Origin of the sequence: Kitasatospora griseola (genome assembly GCF_014648555.1) — a bacterium.
Taxonomy (GTDB): Bacteria; Actinomycetota; Actinomycetes; order Streptomycetales; family Streptomycetaceae; genus Kitasatospora; species Kitasatospora griseola.
In genome coordinates this window covers 1-1366 of sequence record NZ_BMRI01000096.1, presented here as the reverse complement: position 1 = coordinate 1366, position 1366 = coordinate 1, and the positions used below count along the sequence as shown (strand labels likewise).

At 73.7% G+C, this 1366-nt stretch carries 2 protein-coding genes; both read left to right on the top strand.

Translation table 11 applies throughout. The annotated features are described in order from the left end of the window. A partial coding sequence (locus tag IEZ12_RS37245) for a DUF2637 domain-containing protein (RefSeq protein ID WP_229848725.1) occupies positions 1–681 on the top strand: 681 nt, incomplete at its 5' end. 55 nt (positions 682–736) lie between these two features. Further along, a partial coding sequence (locus tag IEZ12_RS37240) for an NUDIX domain-containing protein (protein ID WP_308431129.1) occupies positions 737–1366 on the top strand: 630 nt, incomplete at its 3' end.

The window sequence follows — 1366 nt, the reverse complement described above, 5'->3', positions numbered from 1 at the left end:
CTGGCAAAGGACTTGGTCGGGGTTGCGGTCCATGCGGTCGCGCCGCTGCTGCTGATCGTCACGGCGGAGACCTCGCTCGCCTACCGGCGGGCGATCGCCCGCGCCGTGGCCGCCCGTGAGGCCCATGAGCGCACCGAGCGGGAAGAGCGCCGGCGGCTCGCCGAGCAGGCGCAGGAGAAGGCCCGGGCCGAGCAGAAAGCCGCGACTGCGGATGCCGCGCGCCTGGCCCGTGAGGCCGACGAGCGTCAGCGTGAGCGCGACCGTGAGCAGCGTGAGCACGACCTGCTGATGCTGCGCGAGAACCATGCCGCGCAGGAGCGCCGCGACGCCGCCGAGCGCGACGCCAAGGCCAAGAAGGATGCGGACGACCGGGCCGCGAAAGAGCTCCGTGAGCGCCTCGTGAGCGAGCGTGAGCAGCGTGAGCGGGAGCGTGAGCAGCAGCGGCTCGCCGCGCTTCAGGCCCAGCGCGAGGCCCTGCTGTCCGGCCCGCCGGCCGTCGAGAAGCTCCCCGAAGGGGAGGCCTGCGCGGTCGTCTGGGCCGCCGCGAGGGAGGGCCTGCCGCAGCGTCGGGTGGCCGAGCTGACCGGCTGGTCCACCGGCTGGGTCGCCGCCCGATACCGGGAGGCGGCGAGCGCCCAGGGCCACCCGGCCGCCGCCGACACCACGCCTCTCGCCGCCTGAGCGCGGCCGCGATCACCCCAACTTTCTTTCACCACAGCCCTTTTGGAGCTTCTCCATGTCCGACACCCAGTTCATCGCCTACATGGACGCCTTCCGCGCGGCCATCGAGCACACCGTCGGCTGCGAGGCGTGCCAGAACGACCGGTCGTGCGAGATCGGCGACCCGCTCCACGCCGACTTCAACGCCCACCACGCCGCCCAGCAGGCCCGTCGCCACCGCCCGACCTCGAAGGAGAACGCCATGAACACCACCGACGCCACCGCCCAGGAGACCCCGCGCTACACCGCCGACGTGGTCTGCGTCCGGGAGGGCGTGATCCGTTCGGTGCTGCTGATCGAGCGCGGCAAGGCCCCGTACAAGGGCCTGGACGCGCTGCCCGGCGGGCACGTGGACGACGGGGAGAGCCCGCTCGCGGCCGCCGTCCGGGAGCTGGAGGAGGAGACCGGGGTCAAGGTCCCGGCGTCCTGGCTGCGCGAGGTCGGCGTGTACGACGCGCCGGGCCGCGACCCGCGCGGGGCGTACTCCACCACCGCCTACGTCGTCACCGTGGCCTCGGACACCTGCGCCGTGGCCGCCGACGACGCCGTCCGAGCCCGCTGGGTCCCGGTCGTCGACCTCCTGCGCGACTCGGAGGGCCTGGCGTTCGACCACGCGCAGATCCTCATGGACGCGCTGCGCCTGACC